General features: G+C 64.9%; 20 protein-coding genes. 15 read left to right on the forward strand and 5 right to left on the reverse strand.

The window, feature by feature from the left end:
* The first annotated feature begins 1 nt into the window (after window position 1).
* Genes WIMU1_RS08935 through bphC form a run of 6 tightly spaced genes read left to right on the forward strand, consistent with a single transcriptional unit; the run spans window position 2 to window position 6628 of the window.
* Window positions 2–1705, forward strand: coding sequence for an FAD-binding protein (locus WIMU1_RS08935; protein ID WP_062796542.1), 1704 nt, complete (start codon window positions 2–4; stop codon window positions 1703–1705).
* Entirely contained in the window at window positions 1705–2490 is a 786-nt protein-coding gene (locus tag WIMU1_RS08940) for a 2-keto-4-pentenoate hydratase (RefSeq protein ID WP_062796544.1), read from the forward strand. The genes WIMU1_RS08935 and WIMU1_RS08940 overlap by 1 nt, the downstream gene beginning before the upstream one ends.
* 10 nt (window positions 2491–2500) lie before the next feature.
* Window positions 2501–3403: an acetaldehyde dehydrogenase (acetylating) gene (locus WIMU1_RS08945; RefSeq protein WP_023954449.1), complete on the forward strand. Its 903-nt coding sequence runs from the start codon at window positions 2501–2503 to the stop codon at window positions 3401–3403.
* Window positions 3404–3435: 32 nt separating this feature from the next.
* Window positions 3436–4464, forward strand: coding sequence for a 4-hydroxy-2-oxovalerate aldolase (dmpG, locus tag WIMU1_RS08950; RefSeq protein ID WP_062796546.1), 1029 nt, complete (start codon window positions 3436–3438; stop codon window positions 4462–4464).
* A gap of 36 nt (window positions 4465–4500) precedes the next feature.
* Window positions 4501–5679, forward strand: a complete 1179-nt coding sequence (locus tag WIMU1_RS08955; RefSeq protein WP_062796548.1) for an acyl-CoA dehydrogenase family protein — start codon at window positions 4501–4503, stop codon at window positions 5677–5679.
* A 22-nt stretch (window positions 5680–5701) separates the two neighbouring features.
* Complete coding sequence (bphC, locus tag WIMU1_RS08960) at window positions 5702–6628, forward strand: biphenyl-2,3-diol 1,2-dioxygenase (RefSeq protein WP_062796550.1); 927 nt, start codon at window positions 5702–5704, stop codon at window positions 6626–6628.
* Between the two features lie 103 nt (window positions 6629–6731).
* On the opposite strand, the gene WIMU1_RS08965 is transcribed toward bphC, so the two are convergent.
* Genes WIMU1_RS08965 through WIMU1_RS08975 form a run of 3 tightly spaced genes read right to left on the reverse strand, consistent with a single transcriptional unit; the run spans window position 6732 to window position 8966 of the window.
* A complete protein-coding gene (locus tag WIMU1_RS08965) occupies window positions 6732–7523 on the reverse strand; it encodes an SDR family NAD(P)-dependent oxidoreductase (RefSeq protein WP_062796552.1) in 792 nt (263 codons plus the stop codon).
* A 47-nt stretch (window positions 7524–7570) separates the two neighbouring features.
* Window positions 7571–7825, reverse strand: a complete 255-nt coding sequence (locus WIMU1_RS08970; protein WP_062796554.1) for a hypothetical protein — start codon at window positions 7823–7825, stop codon at window positions 7571–7573.
* A complete protein-coding gene (locus WIMU1_RS08975; RefSeq protein ID WP_062796556.1) occupies window positions 7803–8966 on the reverse strand; it encodes a 3-ketosteroid-9-alpha-monooxygenase, oxygenase component in 1164 nt (387 codons plus the stop codon). The genes WIMU1_RS08970 and WIMU1_RS08975 overlap by 23 nt, the downstream gene beginning before the upstream one ends.
* Before the next feature lie 175 nt (window positions 8967–9141).
* On the opposite strand from WIMU1_RS08975, the gene hsaA reads away from it, so the two are divergent.
* Window positions 9142–10308, forward strand: coding sequence for a 3-hydroxy-9,10-secoandrosta-1,3,5(10)-triene-9,17-dione monooxygenase oxygenase subunit (hsaA, locus tag WIMU1_RS08980; protein ID WP_062797508.1), 1167 nt, complete (start codon window positions 9142–9144; stop codon window positions 10306–10308).
* A gap of 17 nt (window positions 10309–10325) precedes the next feature.
* On the opposite strand, the gene WIMU1_RS08985 is transcribed toward hsaA, so the two are convergent.
* Window positions 10326–11870, reverse strand: a complete 1545-nt coding sequence (locus WIMU1_RS08985) for an FAD-dependent oxidoreductase (RefSeq protein WP_062797510.1) — start codon at window positions 11868–11870, stop codon at window positions 10326–10328.
* Window positions 11871–12031: 161 nt separating this feature from the next.
* On the opposite strand from WIMU1_RS08985, the gene WIMU1_RS08990 reads away from it, so the two are divergent.
* From WIMU1_RS08990 to WIMU1_RS09015, 6 genes are all read left to right on the forward strand, one after another.
* Entirely contained in the window at window positions 12032–12646 is a 615-nt protein-coding gene (locus tag WIMU1_RS08990) for a TetR/AcrR family transcriptional regulator (RefSeq protein ID WP_030165775.1), read from the forward strand.
* Between the two features lie 144 nt (window positions 12647–12790).
* Entirely contained in the window at window positions 12791–13954 is a 1164-nt protein-coding gene (locus tag WIMU1_RS08995) for a steroid 3-ketoacyl-CoA thiolase (RefSeq protein ID WP_062796558.1), read from the forward strand.
* A 52-nt stretch (window positions 13955–14006) separates the two neighbouring features.
* Complete coding sequence (locus WIMU1_RS09000; RefSeq protein ID WP_062796560.1) at window positions 14007–16196, forward strand: acyl-CoA dehydrogenase family protein; 2190 nt, start codon at window positions 14007–14009, stop codon at window positions 16194–16196.
* A gap of 34 nt (window positions 16197–16230) precedes the next feature.
* Window positions 16231–17100 carry a MaoC/PaaZ C-terminal domain-containing protein gene (locus WIMU1_RS09005; RefSeq protein WP_062797512.1) on the forward strand — a complete coding sequence of 290 codons (870 nt, stop codon included), beginning with the start codon at window positions 16231–16233 and terminating at the stop codon, window positions 17098–17100.
* Entirely contained in the window at window positions 17097–17741 is a 645-nt protein-coding gene (locus WIMU1_RS09010; RefSeq protein WP_062796561.1) for a PaaI family thioesterase, read from the forward strand. Before WIMU1_RS09005 ends, WIMU1_RS09010 begins: the two co-directional genes overlap by 4 nt.
* Before the next feature lie 25 nt (window positions 17742–17766).
* Window positions 17767–18555, forward strand: a complete 789-nt coding sequence (locus WIMU1_RS09015) for an SDR family NAD(P)-dependent oxidoreductase (RefSeq protein ID WP_062796563.1) — start codon at window positions 17767–17769, stop codon at window positions 18553–18555.
* Window positions 18556–18688: 133 nt separating this feature from the next.
* On the opposite strand, the gene casG is transcribed toward WIMU1_RS09015, so the two are convergent.
* Window positions 18689–20350: a steroid-24-oyl-CoA synthetase gene (gene casG / locus WIMU1_RS09020; protein WP_062796565.1), complete on the reverse strand. Its 1662-nt coding sequence runs from the start codon at window positions 20348–20350 to the stop codon at window positions 18689–18691.
* Between the two features lie 190 nt (window positions 20351–20540).
* On the opposite strand from casG, the gene WIMU1_RS09025 reads away from it, so the two are divergent.
* The gene (locus WIMU1_RS09025; protein WP_062796567.1) at window positions 20541–21734 is read left to right on the forward strand and encodes an NADH:flavin oxidoreductase; all 1194 of its coding nucleotides are present in this window, start codon (window positions 20541–20543) and stop codon (window positions 21732–21734) included.
* An 83-nt stretch (window positions 21735–21817) separates the two neighbouring features.
* Window positions 21818–23446, forward strand: a complete 1629-nt coding sequence (gene casI / locus WIMU1_RS09030) for a steroid-22-oyl-CoA synthetase (RefSeq protein ID WP_062797514.1) — start codon at window positions 21818–21820, stop codon at window positions 23444–23446.

Raw genomic sequence — 23446 nt, forward strand, 5'->3', positions numbered from 1 at the left:
CATGGCCGACAACAATCGCTTCGACACCCGACAGTTCGAGACAATCGTCGACTTCCTGGTCGTGGGGAGCGGCGGCGGTGGCATGGCGGCCGGAATCACCGCCGCGCACAGCGGACTCGACACACTCATCATCGACAAGGGCGCCACCTACGGTGGATCCACCGCCATTTCCGGCGGCGGCATCTGGATTCCCAACGCGCCCACACTCCGGGCGAAAGGCGTGGTGGACAAACGGAGTTCCATCCGTCGCTATCTCGACGTCATCACCGAGGGCAAGGTGCCCGCGGATCGCCTCGACGCTTTTGTCGACAACGGGCCCGCGCTCATGGAACTGCTCGACAAGAGCCCGCACATGAAGCTCTACTGGGTCAAGGGGTACTCGGACTATCACCCTGAGTTCGAAGGGGGGAGCGCGCTGGGTCGCACCATCGAATGCAAGCCCTTCGACACCCGCGCGCTGAAGGAAGACGAGAAGTTCCAGCGCCCGAACAGCATGAAAGGCCCACTGGGACTGTGGGTCACATCGAAGGACTACCACGACCTCGCCATGGTCAAGAGAACGTGGAAGGGGCGCAGGGCCTCGCTGGTCGCAGCGTGGCGGGTGTCCTCAAACGTGATCCGACGCCGGCACATGGCGACCGGCGGCCGTGCCCTGGTCGCACGGATGCGCATGGTCCTCAAGGACGCAGGCGTCCCCTTATGGCTGAAGACGTCGATGACCGAACTGATCACCGACGACCGCGGAACAGTCATCGGTGTGGTGGCCGAGCGTGATGGCACAACCATTCGTATCGGTGCGCGCCGCGGCGTGTTGTTGGCGACAGGCGGTTTCGACCACAACAAAGAGATGAGGGCACAGTATCTGCCCCGACACGGTGTGGCCGACGTCAGTTCGGGTGCCCGAGAGAACGTCGGCGACGGGATCGTTGCGGGACAGCGTCTCGGGGCGGCAGTAGACCTGATGGACGACGCGTGGTGGATGCCATCGGTCCTTCATCCCATGGGTGCGGTCATCCCGTTGGTTTCTGAGAGGTGTATCCCACCGTCGGTGATCGTGAACAGCGCCGGAAAGCGTTTCACCAACGAGTCGGCTCCCTACGTGAACTTCGTGCACGAGCAGCTGGAGGGCGGGCACGTCCCGGCATGGTTCATCATGGACACCAAGGCCAAGAATCGGTACCCGTTCGCGCAGGTACTTCCGAATGTTCCCTTCCCTCAGGGGTTCTACGACTCCGGTGTGGTGCACAAGGCCGACACGCTGCGTGAGCTGGCCGAAGAGATCGGTGTCCCAGCCGACACGCTGGTCGAGACCATCAACCGTTTCAACGGCTTCGCGCGTTCAGGTGTGGACGAGGACTTCGGTCGTGGCGAGAGCGCATACGACCGCTACTACGGAGATCCGACGATGAAGAACCCCAACCTCGACGAGATCGTGAAGGGGCCCTTCTATGCAATCCGTTGTGAGGCAGGCGACCTGGGCACCAAGGGCGGTTTGGTGTGCGACGCAAAGAGTCGAGTGCTGCGCGAGGACGGAACGGTCATCGACGGCCTGTACGCCACCGGCAACACGTCGGCGTCGGTGATGGGCAACGAATATGCGGGCGCAGGAGCGACGATCGGGCCGTCGATGGTGTTCGGCTACATTGCGGCCCGGCATGTGTCGGCGACCGAACGGGGCGCAACGCTCGATTCGGCCACAGCCTGATGCTGATCGATGACGAACGCTTGTCGGCCGCCGACCTCCTGTGGTACGCCGAAGCACACCGCTCGCCGATCGATCCCCTCAGTACGACGTTCGAGCAGATCGATGTGGTCGACGCGTACGAGATCGCGCTGATCAACATCCGCAGGCGGCTGGCTGCCGGGGAGAGTGTGTACGGCCACAAGGTCGGCCTGTCTTCCGAGGTGATGCAGGCGATGATGGGTGTCGACGAGCCCGACTACGGACATCTCCTGTCGTCGATGGTGTATTCCGAGGACGCCCCGATCGACTCCGCGCGATTCTGTTACCCCCGTATCGAAGTCGAGATCGGCTACGTGCTGGGCGAAACCCTTCCTGGGGAGGTCTGCACCGAAGAGGACGTGCTCGCTGCCACCGAGTACATCGTTCCGAGTATCGAGCTGATCGATTCACGGATCAGGAATTGGAAGATCGGTCTGGTCGACACCATCGCCGACAATGCTTCGTCCGCGGGGGTCATCCTCGGTGCGGGGAGGGTCCGGCCGTCGGACATCGACATCGGAGGTATTTCAGCGGTGCTCTTCGAGGACGGCGTGGAGATCGCTCGCGGTGAGGCGAGCGCGGTTCTCGGGAATCCGACGAAGGCCGTTGCGTGGCTGGCACGCACGGTCGCGGCTTTCGGGGTACGCCTCGAGGCCGGCCACGTCATCCTGCCCGGCTCGTGTACCCGGGCGATCGACGTGCATGCAGGCTCGACCTTCCGGGCTGACTTCAGCGGCATCGGCTCCGTGACAGCGCAATTCAAGTGAGGAAGAACCCATGACCAAGGCGAAGGCCGCCATCGTCGGATCCGGCAACATCGGCACCGATCTGATGTACAAGTTGCTGCGCTCGGACATCATCGAGCCGCGGTGGATGATCGGGGTCGATCCCCAGAGTGAAGGACTTCGGCGCGCCGCTGACGCCGGCATGGTGACCAGTTCGGAGGGCGTCGATTGGCTTCTCTCACAGGATGAGAAGCCCGACCTCGTCTTCGAGGCGACCTCGGCCTATGTTCACCGTGCGAACGCGCCCCGGTACGCCGAACTCGGTATCACCGCCGTCGATCTGACACCCGCCGCGCTCGGTCCGGCGGTGATCCCGTCGGTGAACATGGGCGAGCACCTCGACGCGCCCAACGTCAACCTCATCACCTGTGGTGGTCAGGCCACGATCCCCATGGTGCACGCGGTGTCTCGTGTTGCCGAGGTCGCCTACGCCGAGATCGTCGCGAGTGTCGCGTCACCGTCTGCGGGGCCAGGAACGCGAGGAAACATCGACGAGTTCACCATCACCACCAGTCGCGGAATCGAGACCATAGGTGGGGCAAAGCGGGGCAAGGCGATCATCATCCTGAACCCCGCCGAGCCACCGATGTTCATGCGGGACACCGTATTCTGCTCGATTCCGGCCGACGCCGACCGCGATGCCATCGCAGCGTCCATCTACGAGATGGCGGGCTCGGTGCAGCAGTACGTACCCGGTTACCGCCTGCGGGCCGAGCCACAGTTCGACGAACCCAGCACGACGAGCGGTGGACTGGCGCGGGTCGAGATCTTCCTCGAGGTGGAAGGCGCCGGCGACTATCTGCCGCCATACTCGGGCAACCTCGACATCATGACAGCCGCCGCGACCAAAGTCGGCGAGAGTTTCGCTTCGAACCTGCTCGCCGGCGCCGTCTGAACCGCCCGAACTGCTCTTCCTAAGGAACACTCATGCCCTACAGTCCTGATCTCGACATCCGAATCACCGACTCGTCGTTGCGCGACGGGTCCCACGCAAAGCGCCACCAATTCACTGTCGACCACGTCAAGGCGGTCGTCGCCGCCCTCGATGGTGCGGGTGTTCCGGTGATCGAGGTGACCCATGGTGATGGTCTGGGTGGGTCGTCGTTCAATTATGGGTTCTCGAAGACTCCTGAGCAGCAGTTGATCCGCGCGGCGGTCGAGACGGCGACGACAGCGAAGATCGCGTTCTTGATGTTGCCTGGTCTGGGGATCAAGGACGATATTCGGGCGGCGCAGGACAACGGTGCGCAGATTTGTCGTATCGCGACGCATTGCACCGAGGCCGATGTGTCGATGCAGCATTTCGGGTTGGCGCGTGAGTTGGGGCTAGAGACCGTGGGGTTCTTGATGATGTCGCACAGTCAGCCTCCGGAGGTGCTCGCGAAGCAGGCGCGGATCATGACCGATGCGGGTTGTCAGTGTGTGTACGTGGTGGATTCGGCCGGCGCACTGGTTCTCGACGACGTCAGCGATCGAGTGTCTGCACTGGTATCAGAGCTGGGGGACGACGCTCAGGTCGGTTTCCACGGCCACGAGAACCTCGGACTGGGCGTTGCGAACTCCGTCCTCGCGGTGAAGGCCGGTGCGCTGCAGATCGACGGTTCCACCCGCCGGTTCGGGGCCGGGGCGGGCAACACCCCGGTGGAGGCATTCGCCGCGGTGACCGAGAAGCTCGGCATCCGAACGGGTATCGACACCCTCAAGATGTTCGACGCCGCCGAGGACGTCGTACGGCCGATCATGGACGGCGAGTGCCTCCTGGACCGGATGTCGCTGACGATGGGATACGCAGGCGTCTACTCGAGTTTCCTCAAGCACGCCGACAAACAGGGCGAACGCTATGGGGTCTCCGGCGCGGAGATCCTCATCGAGGCAGGTCGCCGCAAGCTCGTCGGGGGACAAGAAGACCAGCTGATCGAGATCGCGATCGGTCTCGCGGAAACAACCTCTGCCTAGGCGTTCGCCGGGTACCTATAGAAAGCCGAGAACATCATGGGCCAGGTTCTGGACAACATTCAGCAATTCGCCGAGGAGATCCGCGCCGAGGGCGTGGAAGGTGACAAGCTCATGCGGCTGTCGGACACCTCGGCAAAACGATTGCGGGACTCCGGGGTCATCCGCATGTTGCAGCCGAAGGAGTACGGCGGATTCGAGGCACATCCTCGCGAGTTCGCCGAGACCGCAATGGGTATCGGAGCCATCGATGGCGCGGCCGGCTGGGTGAGCGGCATCGTCGGTGTGCACCCGTGGGAACTCGCCTTCTTCGATCGCAAGGCGCAGGACGAGATCTGGGGTGAGGACCCCGACATGTGGATGGCATCCCCTTATGCCCCCATGGGTGTGGCGAAGCCTGTAGAGGGCGGCTACATCCTCAACGGGCGCTGGTCGTTTTCCTCAGGTACCGACCATTGCGGGTGGATCATGATCGGTGCCGCCGTCGGAGACAAAGACGGCAACCGGCTGATGCCACCGCAGAACCTGCACGTGTTGCTACCGCGCTCGGACTACGACATCGACCCGGACAGCTGGAATGTCGTGGGGTTGCGCGGTACCGGCAGCAAAGACCTCATCGTCAAAGACGCCTTCATCCCCACGTATCGAACTCTCGCCGCAGGCAAGGTGTTCGACGGGACCGCAGCCAAGGAGTTCGGCCGCACCCAGACCCTCTACAACTTCCCGTTCTCGTGCATCTTTCCGCTCGGCATCACGTCGTCGCTGATCGGCATCGCCGAAGGCGCCCTCGCTTGTCACATCAACACCCAGCGCGATCGGGTCACGGTGTCGGGGACGGCGATCAAAGAAGACCCCTACGTTCTGTTCGCAATCGGTGAGGCAGCAGCGGAGATCGCTGCATCACGGGCAGCCGTCCTCGAAACGGTCGACCGATTCTGGGACATGACGGAAAGAGGCCAGAAGGTCTCGTTCGAGCTGCGTGCCATCGGCAGGCGAACTCAAACCGCTGCCGCATGGCGTGTGGTGCGGGCGGTCGACGAGGTCTTTGCACGGTCGGGCGGCGGTGCGCTACAGCTGAAGACCCCGATGCAGCGTTTCTGGCGCGACGCTCACGCGGGCTTGGCGCACGCAATTCACGTGCCGGGGTCGATCTTCCACGCTTCGGCGCTCACCCAGATGGGCGGCGAGCCGCAAGGCCCGCATCGCTCGATGATCTAGATCTGACACGAAAGGTTCACCCATGACCGACATACGAGCACTTGGATATCTGCGGGTCCAGACCCGCGACGTCGACCGGTGGCGCGAACTGACTGTCGACGGATTGGGCATGTCGACGGGTTCGGGTCCAGAAGCCGACGGTCTGTATCTGCGGCTCGACGAGCGTCGTTCCCGCATCGTCGTCTTGCCCGGCGAGTCGGACAAGGCGCTGGCCATCGGCTGGGAGGTGCGTGACCAGTTCGCCCTCGAGCGTGTTCGCCAGGCGATCGAGAAGGCAGGCATCGCAGTCGACGTGTTGTCTGAGGAAGAGTCGCTGTATCGCGATGCCGAACAGGTCATCGCGTTCGACGACCCGTCCGGTACCAGGACGGAGATCTTCTTCGGTCCGGTGCTCGACCACAGTCCGGTGGTCACGCCACACGGTGGCCGATTCGTCACCGGCACGGAGGGACTCGGTCACGCCGTACTCCCGACCTCGGCATTCGACGAGACGTACGCCTTCTACACCGAGGTGCTCGGCTTCCTCCCGCGAGGCGCCATCCGCCTCGGCGGTCCCGATGCCCCCGCACCGGCCCGGAGAGTGCGGTTCCTCGGCGTCAACCAGCGTCACCACAGCCTCGCGCTGTGTCCGGCGCCGGCGAGTCAGGACCCCGGCATGGTGCACCTGATGGTGGAGGTCGACACTCTCGACGCCGTGGGGCAGGCCCTCGATCGTGTGAACAAGTTGGGGTTCAGCCTCTCCTCGACACTGGGCCGCCACACGAACGACAAGATGGTGTCGTTCTATGTGCGCGCACCCGGCGGCTGGGACCTCGAGTTCGGCACCGAGGGCATGCTGGTCGACGAAAGCCATTACACCGCCGAGGAAATCACCGCTGACAGCTACTGGGGCCACGATTGGTCGGGCTCCGAACCCCTTGCCGCCTTCGCGCCACCGGCCGACATCTGACCACCTGCCCGAGTCTGACCAAGACAAAGCCTCCCGCTTCGTTCATCCCCTCCAGTTGCAACCGGAGGATGTGACCGAAACGGGAGGCTTTGTCAGTTGTGGATCAGCGGCGTCCGAGCAGCTTGCGCATGCTCTCGGCCGCGCCCTTGACGAGTTTGTCCCGGGGGAAGCCGTTTCGTTTCTGCGCGGCCTCGTAGTTGCCGCCGGCAACCCACACCGGGCCGTCGGTGAGATGCTCGATCCCCTCGCGGGCAACATCTTCCGGCTCGGCAACGTTCATGCCGGGTACACCGAAATTCAGGCCGGCCCGGATCATCGCCGGGGTGCGTGTCACTCCGAGCACCAACTCGACCACGTGAACGCCGAACGGCTCGAGCTCCAGCCACAGACTCTCGGCGAAGATGCGGCCGAACGCCTTGGATGCGGCGTAGATGCTCTGGTCTTCTGAACCAATGTAGCCGGCGAGGGAGCCGAGCAACATGATGCCGCCACGCCCGCGTTCTTTCATCTTCGCCCCGAAGTGGTGGGACAGGGTGAGTTGAGACGTGATGTTCAGGTCGATGACACCCTGGAATCCGGCGAGGTCGCCGGTGACGAACTCGTGCCCGTAGCTGTTGGCCCCGGCGTTGAAGATCAGCAGGCCCACCTCGATGTCGTCGGTGGCCCGCCGGATCTGCTCGAACGCGTCCGGTGAGAGAAGGTCGAGTGCCAACGTCCGGACCTCGACCCCATTGTTTCGCGCCCTCTCTGCGGTCTCATCGAGAGGCCCGGGTTTTCGGGCTATCAGCACCAGATTGAGGCCGGCAGTGCTCAGAAGATCGGCGAACGATGCGCCGACGCCTTCGGATCCGCCGGCGATCACCGCCCACGGACCGTAGTGGTTCCTGTCGATCAAGGACGTACTCCTTCGGGATGATGCGGACGAAAGTGTGGAACGGACTGTCAATGTGATTGCGCCAGAGGCCGAACCGGCGTGTCATCGGCCACCGGGATGGAACCGGAGCGGGCGGCGTTCTCGATCACGTCGGTCAGCGTCTGGCATCGCTCCAACGGCGCCCCCACGCGGCGGGCAGCACCACCGGCGAGTTCTCGGCATGCCGCGCGGGCATCGTCGTTCCACTGCACCGAGGTGTGTTCCCAGCTGTTCTTCTGGACGAGAACCGCTGCCCCACACTCAGTGCAGTGCAATGGCTGCATCGGAACCGATGGCCTTCCGGGCGACGTTGGCTTCCACTTCCTTCTTCCACGACTCCACCGGACGGGTGGTGTCGAGTTCGAACTCGAAGCGTTCGGTCATCTCCGGTGTCACGTCCGCGACGTCGACATAGAACTGCTCGTACCAGCGCCGTAGTTGGTAGACGGGACCGTCCTCCTCGCACAGCAGCGGGTTCTCGATGCGCGTCTTGTTCTTCCAGATCTCGATGTCCTGCTCGAAGCCCTTGGCGATGAACACACCGAAGTTCTTGGCCATCTCGTCTGCGGCGGCTCCTTCGAGCCGCTTGGATTTCTTGACGATCATGCCGTACTGCAGCACGAACTGGTTGGCACTCACCGGGTAATGGCAGTTGATCAGGATGGATTCGACGTCATGGTCCTCGTACTGGTACACGAGGTCGTCGATCATGAATGACGGGCCGAAGTACGTGGCATCCGAACGACTCCCGAGCATCTTCGGTTGTCCAGAGGCGTGAGGACGCATGTCCTCACGGGCCTCGCCACGCATGAACTGGCTGGCCACATGCCCTTCGAACACGTTCTTGAAGTAGGTGGGGAACGAGTAGTGGACGTAGAAGAAGTGGGCCATGTCGACGATGTTGTCGACCACCTCGCGGCAGTTGGTGTCGACGGTGACCTGGTACCAGACCCAATCCGACCACTCATCGCTGAGCGCTCCCTCGATTCGGGGAATGGTCACATCTGCCGGCGGTGGCTTGCCTTCGGGATCGTTCCAGACGAACAGCATGCCGTCCTGGTCGAGCACCTTCCAGCTGCGCGTCTTCGCGACCGGGGGCACACGGCGCGCGTACGGGATCTTCTTGCACCGACCGCCCGCGCCCCATCGCCAGTCGTGGAACGGGCACGCGACCTCGTCGCCCTTGATGGTGCCCTGACTCAGGTCACCACCCATGTGCCGGCAGTACCCGTCGAGGACGGCCAATTTCCCTGAGCTGTCGGCGAATACCACGAGTTTGGTGCCAAATGCCTGGACGGAATGGGGCTGACCATCCTTGAAGGATTCGGAGAGGCCGAGGCAGTGCCAGCCGCGGGCGAATCGTGTGGGTGGGACCCCCGTGTCGATCTCACGGATCTCACCTGTTTCGGACTGCGAGGTGGTCACGATGCGTCCGTCCTTTCCTTGAGGAGTTGCGGCAGAACAGTTGTGACCCGAACGCTAGGTGACCACGGCCACATTCACGGCGGAGGTCTCACTAACCGAGACCTGGTCAATGCGGTGCCCGGGCCCGTCGGCCTACCATCGCGAAACCACTGCGCTGCATCGATGGAGTTCGAAGATGACAAACGAGACGCTGCACTCGGTCCGTGACCTGCTGCCCGGCATCGCCGACCAAGCGCGGGTGGTCGACGAGACACGTCGGGTGTCCGACGACGTGATCGAGGATCTGCAGAACACCGGCGTGCTGAGGATGTTGCAGCCCAAGCGGTATGGGGGATCGGAGATCGATCCGGTCGAGTTCTACGAAGTGGTGCGCGCCATTTCGGGGGCCTGTGGTTCCACGGGCTGGATCGTGTCGGTACTGGGTGTGCACCCGTGGCACCTGGCCCTGTTCGACCAGCGCGCACAGGAGGACGTCTGGGGCCACAACCGGCTCGCACTCGTGTCGTCGGCCTACGCGCCGATGGGCCAATTGCTGCCGGTGGAGGGTGGATACGAGCTCTCGGGTACCTGGAAGTTCTCGTCGGGATGTGACCATGCATCGTGGGCGCTGCTCGGTGCCCTGCAGTTCGGGGCAGAGGGCCGGCCGGTCGACTTCATGACCGTGCTCGTTCCACGCGCCGACTACACCATCCAGGACGTCTGGGACGTGGTGGGAATGCGGGGCACCGCGAGCAACGAGATCACGGTGACCAAAGCCTTTGTGCCCGAACATCGGACGATCCGCAACTACGAGACGGCCCAACTGCGGGGCCCTGGCCAGAAGATCAACTCAGGTCCGCTGTACCGGCTGCCGTTTGCCACGATCTTCACCTCCGCCATCGCGGCTCCGATCGTGGGTGTGGTCGCGGGGTGTCACGAGTCCTACGTGAACGTGATGCGTGAGCGGGTGCGGCTCAGTCTCGGCGGCGGACGATTCGCCGAAGACCACGTCGCTCAGGTGTCGGTGGCCCGCGCCGCATCCGAGATCGACGCCGCGACACTGCAGATGGATCGCAACGTCCGCGACATGTGGGACCTCGCACGCGCCGGGGAGGATGTGCCGAAGTGGATGCGACTGCGGGCCCGCCGCGATCAGGTGCGCGCCACCGAGCGGGCGCTCGAGGCGATCGACCTGCTGTTCAAGACCGCCGGAGGCAATTCGCTGACGCGCGGCAACCCCATCGAGCGTGCATGGCGGGACGCCCACGCGGGCAGCGTCCACGTCGCCAACGAACCCGAGCGGGCGCTGGCACTATACGGCCGCGGCGCATTTGGGCTGCCCGTCGAGGACAATCTGGTCTGAAGCCAGCGTGGGATCGGTTATCGGAGCATGTGCTGGACGGCCCGATAGGCGAACGCCATCGCGGTCCCGAGAGGTACTCCGGGTCCCGGATAGAACCGGCCGCTGAGTGAAGCACTCGTGTTACCGGCCGCGTAGAGACCGTCGATGGCAGTGCCGTCCTGACGTAGCGCGCGGCCGTCGACATCGGTTCGCACACCTCCCTTGGTGCCGAGGTCGCTGAGGATGATCCGGGCCGCATAGAAGGGTCCGGTGGAGATCGGCCGCAAGGCCGCGTTGGGTGCTTCTGCAGCCTTGCTCGGTCGGCAGAAGAACGTGTCGTAGGGGTCTTCGCCGCGTCGGAACTGCTCGTCGACCCCGGCCTTGGCGTAGCCGTTGAACTGCTCGACCGTGCGGCGCAGTGTGCCGGAGGGAACGCCGATCTTGTCTGCGAGCGCCTCGATCGTGTCCGCCTGCACCCAGGTGCCGGCGTCGAGATGTTCTGCGGCCGATGCCTGGGGGATCGAGATGGCCGGCAGCACCGGGCCACCTTCGGCGGAGTCGAAGACGAAATACGAGGGGATGGCGGAGTCGGCGCCCCGGGCGATCATGGCCCGACCGAATTGGTCGTAGGGGAGTGACTCGTTGAGGTACCGTTCGCCCGATCCGTCGACCAAGATGCCGCCGCGGACGCAGACCATGAAAGCGCCGGAGCCGTCCGGCATCTCGACGCCCGGGCACCACCACGCCTCGTCGAGAAGGGCGGTGTCGGCGCCCGCATCCACTGCCGCCCGGATGAGGTCACCCGTGTTGGCACCGTTGGGGCCCATCGTCCATGCGGCGCGGCCGGGTGTGCCGTTGGCCGCTCGCAATTCCGCATTGCTCTCGATGCCGCCGGCAGCGAGGAGGACGCCGCGGTCGGCGCGGATGGAGAAGGTCTCGCCGGTCGCGGTGACGGCCTCGACCCCGACGACCCGTCCATCGTCGACGATGAGTCGGCGGGCCGCGGTGCCGGTACGGAGATCGGCGTGGCCGGTCCCTCGCAACGCCAGGAGCAAACGGCCGATGAGTGCACGTCCACCGATCAGGGTTTCGTCGGGATGTGATCGGCCGGCCCGATCGACATCGGGTTCGGGCCGGATCAGTTCACGTAGGTCGCCGATCTCGGCGCTGGGCAGATCGAGGGGATTGATCGCCCGGCCGGCGTCCATCCTGCCCGGGGCGCGGTAGTAGTCGGGAAAAGCCCGCCATTCGAACTCGATGTTCGGGTCGCTCTCGAGGAAGTCGACGAGGGTCGGAGCGGTGGCCAGGTAGGCCTCCTGGCGATCGACGTCGTTGTCTCCGACCACGGCGCGCAGATAGGTGCGCGCCTTCTCGGGGGTGTCGCCGATCCCGGCCCGTTCCTGCACGGCCGTTGCCGGCAGCCACACAGCGGCGCCCGAATAGGCAGATGTGCCACCGAACAGGCTGGTCTTCTCCAGGACGACCGTGTCGAGGCCCTGTGCCGCCGCCGTGTATGCGCCGGTCAGGGCGCCGCCGCCGGAACCGACGACCAGTACGTCGCATCGGATGGTCCAGTCCTGCATCGTCATTGCCTCCATCGGGTCTGTCGTTCGTTTTCACGCAATCCCAATACGCGGGGCATTGCTCCGCAGGTCCCACTCACCGGGAAAAGTGCGCAATTTCCTACGGTGATGAGAGAGTCAGTCACCACATGATGTTGGTGTCGCATGACGGGAGATGGACGTTGCCGAGAATTGGCGAGGCGAGGGACGCGGCGGAACCCAGTTCCGACGATCAGCGGGCCCGTCATGTGCGGATGCTGGAGGCCGCGGCCGAACTCGCGACCGAGAAAGAGCTGGCGCGGGTTCAGATGCACGAGGTGGCCAAGCGTGCGGGTGTCGCGATCGGCACGCTCTACCGGTACTTTCCGTCCAAGACGCATCTGTTCGTCGCCGTCATGGTCGAGCAGATCGATCAGATCAGGGACAACCTCGACAGGCGGCCACCCGCGGGTCAGGGTCCGGATGCGATCTACGAGGTACTGGTCCGAGCGACCCGTGCGCTGCTTCGCCGCCCCGCGCTCTCCACTGCGATGATCCAGTCGAACAGCACGGCCAACGCCGCCACCGTGCCGGACGCGGGGAAGGTGGACCGCGTGTTCCACCAGATCTTGCTCGAGGCCGCGGGCATCGAGAATCCGTCCGAGGACGATTCCACCGCGGTCCGGTTGATGATGCAGCTCTGGCTGGGCGTCATCCAGTCGTGCCTTAACGGCCGCATCTCCATCCCGGATGCCGAGTCGGACATTCGTACCGCGTGCGACCTCCTGCTGACGCGGTTGTCCACGAACTTGTACTGAAATACATTCTTGCTCGCCGCGCGCCGCGGTAGGGGGCTCTCCACGAATGCAGGTGATTGTGCGCATTGCTGAATCGTCAGAACTAGAATACATTCTAGAAAGCTGACGCCGCTCGATCGGCTCAGGCCAGTCGAAGGAGCCAGAATGAGCAACGTTGTCATCGTGGAAGCAGCCCGCACGCCGATCGGCCGACGCCGGGGAGCGTTGTCGGGGGTGCACCCGGCCGTCTTGCTGGGCGCAGCTCAGCAGGCGGTACTCGACCGGACCGGCCTGCCCGCCGGCGACATCGGCCAGTTGGTCGGCGGCTGCGTCACCCAGGCCGGGGAACAGTCCAACAACGTCACCCGTCAGGCGTGGCTGCACGCCGGCCTGCCGTACACCACGGCCGCGACCACGATCGATTGCGCGTGCAGCTCCTCGCAGCAGGCCGTCCACATCGTCGCCGGACTGATCGCCTCCGGCCAGATCGACGCGGGGATCGCCTGTGGCGTCGAGGTGATGAGTCGGGTCTTCCTCGGGCAGGCCAACACTCCCGAAACGGGCAACCCGTACCCCGATGACTGGGCAATCGACATGCGGGATCAGTTCACCTCGGCCGAGCGCATCGCCGAACGACGTGGCATCAAACGCGGGGATGTCGACGCAGTCGGCCTCCTCTCGCAACAGCGCGCAGCCGCCGCCTGGGCCGACGGCCGATTCGAGCGGGAGATCGTGCCGGTCGAGGCGCCCGTCGTCGACAAGCAAGGCACCCCGAGCGGCGAGATCGCCACGGTCACCCACGATGGTGGCCTGCGCGAGACCACCGCCGAAGGGCTTGCGGCTCTCAAGCCGGTCATCGAGAACGGTATGCACACCGCGGGTAACTCGTCTCAGGTCAGCGACGGCGCCGCAGCCGTGATGCTGATGAGCGAGGACAAGGCGGCACGGTCGGGTCTGCGGCCACGGGCCCGGATCGTCGCGTCCACCATGGTCGGCGCCGATCCGTACTACCACCTTGATGGACCGGTCGACTCCACCCGGGCCGTACTCGAGAAGTCGGGAATGTCGTTGGGTGACATCGACATCGTCGAGATCAACGAGGCCTTCGCCTCGGTGGTGCTCTCGTGGGCGCAGGTGCACGAAGCCGACATGGCCAAGGTCAACGTGAACGGCGGAGCCATCGCGCTGGGCCATCCGGTCGGATCCACCGGTTCGCGGTTGATCACCACCGCGCTGCATGAACTCGAACGCAGCAACAAGTCCACCGCGCTGATCACGATGTGCGCCGGCGGAGCGCTCTCGACCGCCACCATCATCGAACGCATCTGACAACTCGCCGGATGCCCGGCGGACACCGCGCACGACAGGAATTTGAACCAATATGGGAATTGAACTGAGCGACGACCACCGCGACCTGCGCGATTCGGTGCGGGGGTGGGCGGAACGCCACGCCACGCCCGCGGTGATACGCGATGCCGTCGAAGCCAAATCCGAAGCGCGACCCGTTTTTTGGAACTCGCTGGCGGCGCTCGGCATGCTGGGACTGCACCTGCCGGAAGAATTCGGCGGCGCGGGAGCCGGATTCGTGGAGCTGGCCATTGTCACCGAAGAGCTCGGTCGATCGATGGTGCCCGGGCCGTTCTTGCCGACCGTCATCGTCTCGGCTGTCCTGCACGAGGCCGGGCGAACCGCCGAGCTGGCACCTCTTGCCGATGGCTCCATGCTGGCTGCCGTTGCGCTGCAACCAGGCTCACTGCGGCTGATCCGTGACGGCGACACCGTGACACTGGCCGGAAGATCCGGTCACGTTCTCGGTGGTCAGGTTGCAGACCTGTTCTTGGTGGCCGTCGACGACAACGGCGACCGTGCGTTTGTGGTGGTTCGCCGCGACCAAGTGTCGGTGACAGAACTGCCCAGTCACGATCTCGTGCGACGAAATGCGCAGATCGAAGCCGAGAACGTGGAACTCGACCCCGAAGACGTCCTCGATCTGGATCCGAAGCGGGTCCTCGACCTCGCGTCGACACTGTTCTCTGCGGAAGCCGCAGGTCTGGCCGGCTGGGCCACCAACACCGCGGCTGAATATGCCCGGGTACGACAGCAATTCGGCCGGGCCATCGGTCAGTTCCAGGGTGTCAAGCACAAGGCCGCGCGGATGCTCGCCTCCACCGAACAGGCCCGGGTGACCGCATGGGACGCCGCCCGCGCGATGGCGCCGTCGACAGAACGGTCCGAGGCGTCGTTGGCCGCCGCTGTCGCAGGGGCCGTGGCCCCGGAGGCGGCCTTCACCGTCACCAAGGACTGCATCCAGATCCTCGGCGGCATCGGGTACACCTGGGAGCACGACGCTCACCTGTACATGCGGCGCGCCCAATCCCTCCGGATCCTGCTCGGATCCACCGCCATCTGGCGACGACGGGTGGCGAGCCTGACGATCGATGGGGCCCGTCGTGTGCTCGGCATCGACTTGCCTGCGGAGGCCGAGGCGATCCGTGCCGACATCCGGTCGGAGCTGGCCGGCGCCACGTCGCTGGACACGAGCAAGCGAGCAAACTACCTGGCTGACAGAGGCTATACCGCACCGCATTTCGCCGAGCCCTGGGGTAAGGGGGCCGACGCGGTGACGCAATTGGTCATCGCCGAGGAAATGCGCGCGGCGGCTCTGGAGCCGCACGACATGATCATCGGCAACTGGGTGGTCCCGACGCTGATCGCCCATGGAGACGACCAGCAACTGCAGCGCTTCGTGCCGCCGTCTCTACGGGGCGACATCGTCTGGTGCCAGCTGTTCTCCGAACCAGGGGCCGGATCGGACCTTGCCGGGCTGAGCACCAAGGCCACCAAGGTCGACGGCGGCTGGAGACTGCAGGGACAAAAGGTGTGGACGTCCGGTGCGCGCGACGCCCACTGGGGCATCTGCCTGGCCCGCACGGACGGCGACGCCGCGAAACACAAAGGTTTGTCGTACTTCCTGGTCGACATCCAGAACAGTCCTGGCCTCGACATCAGGCCACTGCGCGAGATCACCGGCGAGTCACTGTTCAACGAGGTGTTCCTCGACGACGTGTTCGTCCCCGACGACTGCCTCGTCGGCGAGCCCGGCGAAGGCTGGAAGCTCGCGCGCACCACACTGGCGAACGAACGGGTCTCACTGTCGAACGACTCGTCGTTGGGATCGGGTGGGGAAACGCTGCTGAACCTGGCCGCGTCGGTGCCCGGCGGTCTCGACGACGAGCAACTGACCGTTCTCGGAAAAGTGCTGTGCGACGCACAGTCTGGCGGCTTGATGGCGCTCCGGACCACACTGCGCTCGCTCGCCGGAGGACAACCCGGAGCCGAGTCGTCCATCGCCAAGCTGCTGGGCGTCGAGCACATCCAGCAGATTTGGGAGGTGGCGATGGAGTGGACCGGGCCTGATGCGCTTCTCGGAGAACAGGACCGGTGGTCGCCCACGCAGCAGTTCCTGAACTCGCAGTGTCTGTCCATCGCCGGTGGTACCACCAACGTCCAGCTGAACATCATCGGTGAGCGGATCCTCGGCCTACCTCGCGACCCCGCGCCCGGCAAGTGAGGCAACCCGTTCGCACCACAAAGGAGTCCTGACCGTGGCTATCGATCGACTCGCAGCACTGGCCGCTGAGCCCTCCGTTCGAGAGGTGTCCTGGACCGAGCGGGACGTGTTGCTGTATCACCTCGGGATCGGTGCGGGCGCAGATCCCGTCGCTCCGGCGGAATTGCGCTGGGTGTACGAGAAGAACATCAGCGTGCTCCCTACGTTCGCCATGGTTGCCGGACAGGGTGTTTCGGCGGGGGACATCGCACCGCCCGGGATGAACCTGCCTGGAATCGACATCGACCTCCGCAAGATCCTGCACGGCGGTCAGTCGCTCACGATGCACGGCCCCATCCCCGCCTCTGGGTCAGGGGTACTGTCCTCCCGCGTCGCGGATGTCTGGGACAAGGGCAAGGCGGCGGTCATCGTCTTGGAGCAGGCGGCCGCCGACGTGGACGGGAACCCGTTGTGGACCAGCGAGATGCAGATCTGGGCCAGAGGTGAGGGCGGATTCGGAGGCCCCGCGGGCCCCGAGACGTCCGCAGTCGCCCCGGACCGTGCGCCGGACAAGGTACTCAGATCGCCGACCACCGCCCGACAAGCCCTTGTCTACCGTCTCAGCGGCGACATGAACCCTCTGCACGCGGATCCGGATTTCGCCGCGCACGCCGGTTTCGATCGGCCCATCCTGCACGGCCTGGCATCCTACGGTGTGGTCTGTAAGGCCGTCGTCGATGACATCCTCGGCGGTGATGCCGATGCCGTAGACACTTTTTCGGCGCGGTTCGCCGGTTCGATCTATCCCGGTGAGGCCATCGAGACATCGGTGTGGCGCGAGGACAACCGGCTCATCCTGCACGCTGTCTGCCCGGACCGTGATGGTCAGGCGGTATTGACCCACGCCCACATGGAGATCCGATGACCCTTCACCCCACCGTCGGTAATGCGCCTGACGGAACCGTGCTCACCTCGGCGCCTCAGGACAGGCCCGTCGACCGCGCCACCGCTGCGGCGCGTCGGATCGTGGACGCCCTGTTGCGCACGGACCGGACGAATGCCAATCTGCAACGGGTCGCCGAGGAGCTGGACAACATCGCCGAGCACCTCGAAGAACACTCGCCGGAGATCGCCGAGCGGCTGATCGACATGTGGCACGGCGAAGGCGTCACCCGCCACGACCCGGTCACCGGACCAGAGAATGCGATTGCGCCGCCGCTGACACTGGCCGGCCGCGAGGACGGTTCGGTAGAAGGTGAAGTGACACTGACATTTCCATACCAGGGACCACCCGGGCACCTTCATGGCGGCGTGGCAGCAATGCTTCTCGACCACACCCTCGGTGTGGCGAATGCCTGGGCGGGCCGTAGCGGTGCCACAGCACAACTCAACGTCCGCTACCACCGTCCTACGCCTCTGTTCGAACCGCTGACCGTGAGCGGCCGGATGGTCGCCGAAGAGGGGATCAAGATCAATACCGTCGGCGACATTCGCACTGCCGACGGCACCGTATGTGTCTCGGTTGAGGCACTGTTCATCGACAAGACGGTGCCGCGCCCTCGATAGGTGCGGGCCGATGAAGGGGTGTTTCATGGCCACACTGAACGGACGGGTGGCCGTGGTCACCGGCGCCGGTATGGGGATCGGCAAGGGTGTCGCCGGGGCGCTCGCACGCGAGGGTGCATCGGTGATGGTTGCCGAGATCGACCGCACGGCAGGTGAAGCCACCGCGGCGTGGTTGCGGGACGAGTGGGGTGCGGAGGCGGAATTCGTGTCCACCGACGTCACAGACAAGGCGCAGGTCGTCGGAATGGTCGACGCCGCTGTGCGCCGTTTCGCCAGGCTCGACGTCCTGGTCAACAACGCTTGGCGAGGGTCGGGTTACGCGCGGCTGGAGAACATGACCGACGACCAGATGCGTGGTGGTTTCGACATGGCCGTGATGGCGGCATTCTGGGCGATGAAGGCTGCGCTGCCCGAATTGCAGCGGCACGGTACCGGGCGGGTCATCAATCTGTGCTCCCTCAACGGCGTGAACGCGCACATGCATTCGGTGCAGTACAACGCAGCCAAAGAGGCACTGCGCACCCTGACGCGCACCGCCGCCCGCGAGTGGGCGCCAAAACAGGTGTGCTGCAACGTCATCTGCCCAGGTGCCCAGAGTGAGGCATATCGGCGCATGGCTGATGGGAATCCGCAGATGGCGTCGGCGATGGCTTCAGCCAATCCGATGGGCCGCATCGGTGACCCGCTCGAGGACATCGGACCCGTTGCGGTGTTCCTGGCCGGCGACGCCAGTCGGTACCTGACGGGGAACACACTGTTCGTCGACGGCGGTGCGCACATCAACGGCGTGCAGTGGGCGCCGGCTGTCGACTAGGCGCTGCCCTCTGACAGAGCCTGGTTGCACGCGAGTCGGGGTCGTCCGGCCGGATGTGACGCTGCGGGGCATCTTGTGTGCAGCTGGACCCGCGAGGTCCGGCGCCGGCGGTTGACCACCGGCGCCGGAGAGCTCACAACGCGATCTGCCTACGCATCATCTTCCCGGTTGCGTTGCGCGGCAACGGCTGATCGGTGATCCGCCACTGTGTCGGGACCTTGTAGTACGAGAGTCGTTCGGCTGCGAAGGCGCGTAATCCGTCCTCGGTGGTGGTGGATCCAGGGCGGGTCACCACCACTGCGGCCACCTCCTGGCCGAGGTCCGGATGCGGTACGCCGACCACCGCGCACTCGGCCACGTCCGGATGTTCGTCGAGACACTGCTCGATCTCTGTCGGGTAGACATTCTCGCCGCCGCGCAGGATCAGGTCCGACCGGCGGCCGGTGAGCCGGAGCCTGCCGTTGTCGATCAAGCCGAAATCGCCTGTGCGAAGCCAGCGCCCGGGGGCGATGGCGGCAGCTGTGGCCTGCTCGTCTTCCCAGTAGCCGAGCATCACGAACGGGCTGCGCACGCAGACCTCTCCCTCGGTCCCGTCGGGCACCGGGTCTCCCGACGCATCGCGGATCTCCATGCTGACGGTGATGATCGGCCTTCCGAGTGTGCCGGGGAAGGCTTCGATGTCGGCTGGGGTCGCGACGGCGATGGCAGTGCTGCACTCGGTGAGGCCGTAGCTGTCGACCAGCGCGCCGCGGGCGAAGGGGAACTTCTCCTGCAAGCGTTCTTTGAACGCCACCGATGACGGCGCCGAAGCCAATGCAAACGACGCCAGGGACGAGAGGTCGTACTTCTCGACGTTGTCGTGCTCGAGGAGCCGGGTGGCCATGGTGGGCACGGCACCCCAATTGGTGACCCGTTCACGTTCGATGAGCCCGAGCACGGTGTCGGCGTCGAAGGCACCCTGATTCATCACGACCGCGCCGCCGGTCGCCAGGCGCGGGACCACGAGATTGTGCAGACTCGCGATGTGGAACAGCGGCGAGGTCAGCAGGTGGCGTGCAGAACTGGGCGCAGACGGGTCAGGAGTCTGTCCGCGTAGCTCGGCCGTGAACGCTTCGGCGAACCGTTGGTAGTCCACGACCGCCAGGAGGTTGCGCTGTGAGTGCAGAGCGCCCTTCGGGCGTCCACTGGTGCCGCTGGTGTAGAGGATCACCGATGGGTCGTCCTCGTCGATGTCGACGGTCGGGAGGTCGGCGCCGCTGAACTCCGCGATCAGCGCGGGGATGTCGTCTTCCATGGTCAGGACGGTGACGGTGTCCGGCAGTTCCGGCAGGGCGGCAGCCCGTTTGGCGTCGACCACCAGTACCTTCGGTCCGCTGTGCTCGACTCCGTAGATGACCTCGCGAGGCACCCACCAGCCGTTGAGGCCAACGGTGATGGCCCCGAGCGCCTGTGTGGCCCAGAAGGTCATGACCCACTCCGGGGTGTTCGCCGCCAGGATTGCGACGCGGTCGCCCTTACCCACCCCGTACCTCTCGGCGAACCCAGCTGCCAGGGCGGCAACTGCAGCCAGATGGTCGGCGTAGGAGATCCGTCGGTCGGTGGTGACGAGGTAATCCTTTGTCCCCCATGTCGCCGACAACGGGAGCAGTTCGGCCACGGCGCGCCTGCGGTGTTTCATCACCGACATGCTGGCACCGAGGACCTCTTCGTCGACCAGCTCGAACGGCCCTCCCGGGCCGACCAGGCGGGCCATCACCTGATCAAGATGGTGCTGGAGATCGGTGGACGCAGTCATGCGGAGGCCTTTCGGTAGTACTGCTGTGCTCGCCACGCTCGGGCTGCTCATCGGGACTGGGATTCTGGTCACAAAATGTCATGGCGCCACGTATTCATGGTGACCGTTACCACTCACCGAGACTTGCCTGTTCGGTATCGGTGGGCGGCGATACGGTTCGGCCCAGTCTCGCAGCTGGAGGAATATCATCATGACCACAGAACTCGGGTTTCCCCCGGTGCACGCCGATCCGCTTGCACCGGCAAAATTGGGGCCGATCTCCCTACGTAACCGGGTGATCAAGGCCGCCACCTTTGAGGGTCTGACCCCCAAAGGGCTTGTCACCGACGAATTGATCGAATTCCATCGCCGCCCGGCCGCAGGTGGCGTCGGGATGACAACCGTTGCGTACTGCGCGGTGTCGTACGAGGGCCGGACCTCGCCCGCCCAGATCTACTGGCGCGACGAGGCCATGCCAGGTCTGCGCAAGCTCACCGATGCCATCCACGACGAAGGTGCGGCGGTGTCCGCTCAGATCGGTCACGCCGGCCCGGTGGCAGGCTCGAAATACCTTGGTACACCTGCTCTAGGGCCTTCCCGCGCCTTCCGGATGACCACACAGAACTTCTCGAAACCGGCCTCCACGGCGGACATCACACGGATCGTGGATGCACACGCGGATGCCGCACGCCGCGCCATCGAGACCGGTTTCGACGCCGTCGAGCTCCATTTCGGTCACAACTACCTGGTCAGCTCATTCCTGAGTCCACGGGTGAACAAGCGCAAAGACGACTATGGCGGGTCCCTGAAGAACCGGGCGCGTTTCGCCCGTGAGGTCGCTCGTGCGGTGCGCGACGCCGTCGGCGACAGGATCGCGATCCTGGCCAAACTGAACATGGACGACGGTGTGCCCGGTGGATTCTGGGTCGACGAAGCCATCCAGGTTGCGCAGTGGCTCGAGCAAGACGGATCCCTGGACGCGCTCGAACTCACCGCGGGCAGTTCACTGCTCAACCCGATGTATCTGTTCAAGGGTGACGCGCCTCTGCGCGACTTCGCCGCCGTGATGCCACAGCCGACCAAACTGGGAATCCAGCTGGTGGGCAAACACTTCCTGAAGGAGTACCCGTACAAGGACGCGTATCTCCTCGACGACGCCCGGCAGATCCGCGAAGCCGTGAAGATGCCCCTGGTCCTGCTCGGTGGGATCACCGGCCGCGAAACCATGGACCTCGCGATGAGGGAGGGCTTCCAGTTCGTGGCCGTCGCCAGGGCGCTGCTCCGTGAGCCCGACCTCGTGAACCGGATTTCCGCTGACACCCACTCGCCGGGCCTGTGTAATCACAACAACAAATGCATGACGGCGATCTACGGCGGCACACACTGTGTGCTGCGTCCACGATGAGGACTGATGTCTTGAACCCGACCACCACCGACGCCGGCTCGGCGGCATCCTCAGCGACAACCCACCACCCTGACGTCGCCCGGATGCTGATGGAGCGGGTAGGCGACCAGCACCTCGGGCTGCGTACCCGCGCCCGGGACTGGACCTGGGATGAGGTGGTGCGGGAGAGCGCGGCGCGCGGCGCGCTGGCGCAGTCGCTGCGACGGCCCGGTCCCTTCCACATCGGGGTCCTGCTGGAGAACACTCCCGAGTTCGTGTTCTGGCTGGGTGCAGCGGCGTTGACCGGGGCCACCGTCGTCGGCATCAACCCGACCCGCCGAGGCCGAGAACTCGAGGCCGAGGTCCGCTACGTCGACTGCCAGCTCATCGTCACAGACCACAAAGGACGGGAGAAGCTCGCGGGCCTCGACCTGGGCCTCACCGACGACAGATTTGTCATGGTCGACGCCGACTCGTACATCAACACGGTGTCCGAGCACGCCACCGAACCCTCCGTGGCAGAGGATGTCGACGCCACCACGCTGTTTCTGCTGCTGTTCACCTCGGGCACCACCGGCATGTCAAAAGCCGTGCGGTGCAGCCAGGGTCGGATCACCCGGCTGGCCTACTCGAACTGCGCGAAGTACGACATCGACAGGGACGACGTCTGCTATTGCTGCATGCCGCTGTTCCACGGCAACGCGTTGATGGGTCTGTGGGCACCGGCCCTGTCTCAGGGTGCCACGGTGGCCCTGGTGCCGAAGTTCACGGCCTCGGGCTTCATGTCGGACGTTCGATATTACGGGGCAACGTATTTCACGTACGTGGGCAAGGCGCTCGGTTACCTGATGTCCACCGAGGAATCGCCCGATGACCATGTGAACACGCTGACCCACGGGTTCGGGACGGAGGCGTCCCCCGGTGACAAGGCCGAGTTCGTCCGCCGTTTCGCGGCGAAGCTGTACGAGGCATACGGCTCGAGCGAGGGCGCAGGCTCGGTGAAGCTCGATCCCGATGCGCCCGCCGGAGCGCTGGGTCGGCCGGCCAACGAGAACGTTGTGATCGTCGACCCGGAGACACTCCAGGAGTGTCCACGCGCGGTGCTGGACGAGCACGGCCATGTCGTCAACCCCGATGTTGCCATCGGGGAGATGATCGACAAGGCAGGTGCCGCGCGATTCGAGGGCTACTACAAGAACGAATCGGCGGTCGCCGAGCGAATCCGCCACGGCTGGTACTGGACTGGCGACCTGGGATATGTCGACGAAGCCGGATTCCTTTACTTCGCCGGCCGCAAAGGGGACTGGATTCGGGTGGACGGGGAGAACACCTCTGCCCTGATGATCGAGCACATCCTGCGTCGCCATCCGAAAGTGATCGCCACCGGTGTGTTCGCAGTCCCGGACCCCCGATCCGGTGACCAGGTGATGGCAGCCGTCGAAGTGGCCGACCTGGCCGACTTCGACCCCGATGAGTTTGCCGAATACCTCGCGGCGCAAGCAGATCTCGGAACCAAGGCGGCACCCCGGTTCGTCCGGGTGTCGACCGACCTCCCGGTCACCGGGTCGAACAAGGTGCTCAAACGTGCACTGCAGTCCGAGGGCTGGCGGTGTGAGGAGCCGGTGTTCCACTGGGTGGGTCGAGGAACGCCCCGGTACACGCTGATGACCGACGCCGATCGCCGAGCGCTCGAGCAGGACTTCCGCGACCACGGTCGCGCTCGCTTCCTCTGA

Source organism: Williamsia muralis NBRC 105860 (genome assembly GCF_001598915.1).
In the GTDB taxonomy this organism is placed as follows: Bacteria; Actinomycetota; Actinomycetes; order Mycobacteriales; family Mycobacteriaceae; genus Williamsia; species Williamsia muralis.

Excerpts from the sequence above, each read along its gene's own strand:
- hsaA (WP_062797508.1), top strand. The coding sequence starts at position 9,142 with ATGACAAACGAGACGCTGCACTCGGTCCGTGACCTGCTGCCCGGCATC.
- WIMU1_RS09010 (WP_062796561.1), top strand. The coding sequence starts at position 17,097 with ATGACCCTTCACCCCACCGTCGGTAATGCGCCTGACGGAACCGTGCTC.
- casI (WP_062797514.1), top strand. The coding sequence starts at position 21,818 with ATGCTGATGGAGCGGGTAGGCGACCAGCACCTCGGGCTGCGTACCCGC.
- bphC (WP_062796550.1), top strand. The coding sequence starts at position 5,702 with ATGACCGACATACGAGCACTTGGATATCTGCGGGTCCAGACCCGCGAC.
- WIMU1_RS09025 (WP_062796567.1), top strand. The coding sequence starts at position 20,541 with ATGACCACAGAACTCGGGTTTCCCCCGGTGCACGCCGATCCGCTTGCA.
- WIMU1_RS09000 (WP_062796560.1), top strand. The coding sequence starts at position 14,007 with ATGGGAATTGAACTGAGCGACGACCACCGCGACCTGCGCGATTCGGTG.
- WIMU1_RS08940 (WP_062796544.1), top strand. The coding sequence starts at position 1,705 with ATGCTGATCGATGACGAACGCTTGTCGGCCGCCGACCTCCTGTGGTAC.
- WIMU1_RS08995 (WP_062796558.1), top strand. The coding sequence starts at position 12,791 with ATGAGCAACGTTGTCATCGTGGAAGCAGCCCGCACGCCGATCGGCCGA.
- WIMU1_RS08985 (WP_062797510.1), bottom strand. The coding sequence starts at position 11,870 with ATGCAGGACTGGACCATCCGATGCGACGTACTGGTCGTCGGTTCCGGC.
- WIMU1_RS08955 (WP_062796548.1), top strand. The coding sequence starts at position 4,501 with ATGGGCCAGGTTCTGGACAACATTCAGCAATTCGCCGAGGAGATCCGC.
- WIMU1_RS08945 (WP_023954449.1), top strand. The coding sequence starts at position 2,501 with ATGACCAAGGCGAAGGCCGCCATCGTCGGATCCGGCAACATCGGCACC.
- WIMU1_RS08970 (WP_062796554.1), bottom strand. The coding sequence starts at position 7,825 with ATGCAGCCATTGCACTGCACTGAGTGTGGGGCAGCGGTTCTCGTCCAG.
- dmpG (WP_062796546.1), top strand. The coding sequence starts at position 3,436 with ATGCCCTACAGTCCTGATCTCGACATCCGAATCACCGACTCGTCGTTG.
- WIMU1_RS09015 (WP_062796563.1), top strand. The coding sequence starts at position 17,767 with ATGGCCACACTGAACGGACGGGTGGCCGTGGTCACCGGCGCCGGTATG.
- WIMU1_RS08935 (WP_062796542.1), top strand. The coding sequence starts at position 2 with ATGGCCGACAACAATCGCTTCGACACCCGACAGTTCGAGACAATCGTC.
- casG (WP_062796565.1), bottom strand. The coding sequence starts at position 20,350 with ATGACTGCGTCCACCGATCTCCAGCACCATCTTGATCAGGTGATGGCC.